Origin of the sequence: Protofrankia sp. Cas4, assembly GCF_963555915.1 — a bacterium.
Taxonomy (GTDB): Bacteria; Actinomycetota; Actinomycetes; order Frankiales; family Frankiaceae; genus Protofrankia.
Map to the genome: position 1 here is coordinate 1 of NZ_CAUVXL010000257.1, position 3,463 is coordinate 3,463.

At 67.1% G+C, this 3,463-nt stretch carries 4 protein-coding genes; 2 read left to right on the plus strand and 2 right to left on the minus strand.

What is annotated here, in order from left to right:
- Window positions 1-127 (minus strand): pyridoxamine 5'-phosphate oxidase family protein (locus tag U9979_RS23160; protein WP_322780961.1); only part of this gene is annotated, 127 nt, incomplete at its 3' end.
- A gap of 474 nt (window positions 128-601) precedes the next feature.
- On the opposite strand from U9979_RS23160, the gene U9979_RS23165 reads away from it, so the two are divergent.
- Window positions 602-832 (plus strand): hypothetical protein, encoded by a 231-nt coding sequence (locus U9979_RS23165; RefSeq protein ID WP_322780947.1) that lies wholly within the window; start codon window positions 602-604, stop codon window positions 830-832.
- Window positions 833-1,130: 298 nt separating this feature from the next.
- On the plus strand, window positions 1,131-2,501 hold the full coding sequence (locus U9979_RS23170) for a cytochrome P450 (protein ID WP_322780948.1): 1,371 nt from the start codon (window positions 1,131-1,133) through the stop codon (window positions 2,499-2,501).
- A gap of 67 nt (window positions 2,502-2,568) precedes the next feature.
- Here the strand turns inward: U9979_RS23170 and U9979_RS23175 are convergent.
- Window positions 2,569-3,463: hypothetical protein (locus U9979_RS23175; RefSeq protein ID WP_322780949.1), on the minus strand; the 895-nt coding region annotated here is incomplete at its 5' end.

A 3,463-nucleotide genomic window follows, 5' to 3' on the forward strand; every position in this document is an offset into this window, starting at 1 on the left:
CGTCGTCGCCGTCCACATCGATCCACACAACGGTGCTGTGCGGCGAACCGTCGGTCCGCAGCGTCGTCACCCAGGCGAACAGTGGTTTGCTCAGTAGATCCCGTGCGTCCTTGCTGAGGGTGCTCATCTGGTTCCTCCGGATTCGGTGGTCTCATAGCTCACGGGTACGTCGTTCTCGTTGTTTCCAGCGCACCACCGCCGATCCCTGTTCCTGATCTCCAAGTTCGATCTTCAGTCCCTCTCCGATCTTCATTACCTGCACGATGAGGAGTGTGGCGCGGACGTTCGGTGACTGCAATCTACGGCCGGCGACCGTGCATCGTTGCGGACTCGGTTCACGGCGCCGGAGGATGTGAATCTGGTGCTGCTGGCGGAGCCTCAGATTCACATCGTTGAGAGGGCCGCACGGTGCATGGCCCAGGTGTGGACGGTGGAGGTTTCGGACGACCGACGCCCGTCGGATGTCCTGGATGAGGTCGGCTTGGCCGTTGCTGTCCGTGTTGGGTTGCTGCGGTAGGTCGTCAATCGGTCGATAAGAATTTCCTATTGAGACACCGTGCTGTTGCCGTCCAGTCATGGTCGCTGGAACATGTGCGCTGTGATGGCCTTCCGCAGTATCATCGCGATCGCTGACCCGGTCGAGCGCGCCTGGGTTGCCCACGATCTGCTCTGGAATGATCATCCGGAGCGTGGACGGCTGCGTGCCGTGCGTGGCCTGGCTATTCGTGAGGCGATCAGCAGGGGCGTCGCCACCGGTGACATAGCCGAACGCCTCCATGTCCGAGTAGATGATCTGGCCTGGATGAGCGACGCTGCCACGGCGTTCGAGTAGTTAATTTTTTACTTTCAGTAATTTTCGTGTACCCCTGTGCACCCCTGTGCACCCCTGTGCACCCTCGGCACGTTTCCGGGTGACTGGACGGGGCGAGCTCCCACCGCCACGGCAATCCGGATGTTGGTCGCGGAACGTGGCCAGTGTCTCGGGCCGCAGTGCCGAGATCGCGATTATCGTGAAGATCGGTCTGCTGGCCGTCCTGCTGGGTTGAGCGCCCCTGCCCCCGCCCGTGATCCCGAGGAGAGTCCGCCATGACCGTTGCTCGGCCTGTCGTTGTCCAGCGGTGTCCGTGCTGATGCGTACGGGAGCCGCCCCGGGCCTGTCCGGTGGCCCGCGCGCGGCTGCACGAGTGCTGCGTCCTGACCTGCTCGCGGGCCTGACCCAGCTGCGTGCGACCTACGGTCCTGTCGCGCAGATCTCCTCGCGACCGCTGTCGGCTTTCCTCGTGGCGGACCCGGCAGTCATCGCTGACGTGCTCGTCGGATCCAGCCGGGCCTTCGCCCGAGGCATCGTCCGCCGTGGGTTCGGCTCCCGTCAGACGGTGGTGGAGCCGCTCACACTGGTGCTCGGCCAGGGGTTGTTGACCAGCGCGGGGGAGCGGCACCGCAGGCAGCGCCGGCTCATGCAGCCGATGTTCCACCATCAGCGGATCTTCGAGTACGGCGAGACGTTCGTCGCGATTGCCGACGATCGGGCTGATCGTTGGACGAACGGCCAGTACCTTGATCTGCACGATGAAATGATCGAGATGACGCTGGCGATGGTCACTCGCACACTGTTCGATGTTGATGTCGACAGCAACGAAGTGACCGTCATCCGAACGGCTATCAGTGAGAACATGGTGGCCACCCGTAAGTCCATGCGGGCAGGCTTCGAGGCGCTGGAGAGGCTGCCACTGCCCGCGGCCCGGCGCCGCCGTAACGCTCGTCACGCCCTGGACCGCGTCGTCTACGACCTCATCGACCATCGCCGTGCGGCCGGAGCGGGCGGGAGGGACCTGCTGTCACTGTTGCTGTCGGCCCGCGATGCGCAGACCGGCGACGGGATGGACGACACCCAGGTCCGCGATGAGGTCCTGACCATCATGCTGGCCGGTCACGAAACCACGGCCAACGCGTTGACCTGGACATTTCATCTGCTCGGCACGCATCCTGAGATCGCGGCAGCGCTGTACGCCGAGCTCGACACCGTCCTGTCCGGCCGGCGGCCGATGGTCGCGGATCTGGCGAACCTGCCGTATGCCGACGCGGTGTTCACCGAGGCGATGCGGCTTTACCCGCCGGTGTGGGGCATGGGTCGGTATCTGCTGGAAGACCGTCTTGTCGGAGGCTATCGGTTGCCGGCCGGCTCGACGCTGCTGCTGTGCCAGTGGGTCGTCCATCGCGACGCGCAGTGGTGGCCGGACCCGGAACGTTTTGACCCGACCCGCTGGCTCGGGGACCGGATCGACCCGGACCGGCCCCGGTACGCCTACTTCCCCTTCGGAGGCGGTCCGCACCAGTGCATCGGCAACAGCTTCGCCCAGACCGAGGGGGTGCTGGCACTTGCCACGATCTGTCGTCGGTGGGCGTTCGAACCGGTCGTCGGTCATGAGGTCGTACCTGAGCCGCTGGTGACCCTGCGGCCGCGTGGCGGCCTACCGATGATCATCCGTCGGCGCGGCTGACGGTCAGGCGCACCGGGTCTCGGCCGTACCGGGTCTCGGCCGTACCGGTACTCAGGCGCATCGGGCGTCACGCATCCCGGCGGGTGAACACCGTCCCGGCGATGACCAGGCCGACCAGCGCCCAGACCGCGAGCACCGCGACCTCGCCTGCGGTTGACAACGACCCGGCCACGGGCCGGACGCTGCTGAGCGCCTGCACGGCCCCCTCGGGCAGGTAGGCCTGCACGCGGTTGCCGGTCGATGCCGGCAGCGCCGCCGTCAGCAGGTTGACTCCGAACAGACTCAGTGAGTAGACGGCCACGCTCGCCGAGGGATGCCGGACGACCGTGCCGATCGCCAGACCGAGCAGGCTCACCACGGCTACGGCCAGTCCGCCGGCGAGTACGGCGCGCAGGGCCGGCCCGGAGCTGAGCGTTGCCTCGATGTGACGGCGTGCCAGCACCTGTTGGCCGACGATGAAAGCTCCCAACGATGCGGTCAGGCCCGCGAGCGCCGTGACCACCGCCACGACCGCTGCCTTGGCGGCCAGGACCATCCAGCGTCGTGGCACCGCGACAAGAGTTGTGCGGATCATGCCCGTGGTGAACTCGGTCGTGACGAAACGCGCGGCCATCGCGCCCAGCAGGATCTGGGCGACGATAAGCCCCGCCAGGGACGTCGCGGTCGCGTCGAAGGTCGCGCGGTCGGCAGCTGACAACGAGGCCCATCCCCGTACCCGGGTGGAGCACAGGATCGCGCCGACCCCGACGGAGGCGATGAGCGCCAGCCGCAGCGAGCGTCGCGTCGACGCCACCGAGAACAGTTTGATCCACTCGGAGTGGGCCGCCCGGCCGAGTGCCGCCGCACCCGCGCTCCCCGCGCCCTGGGCGGCGGCCCGCGCCGGCTCTGGCGCCGGGAGCTGCCCGGGAGACGGGAGCGAGGTGCTCGTGTCGGAACCAGCCGTACCAGGACCGGCCACGTCG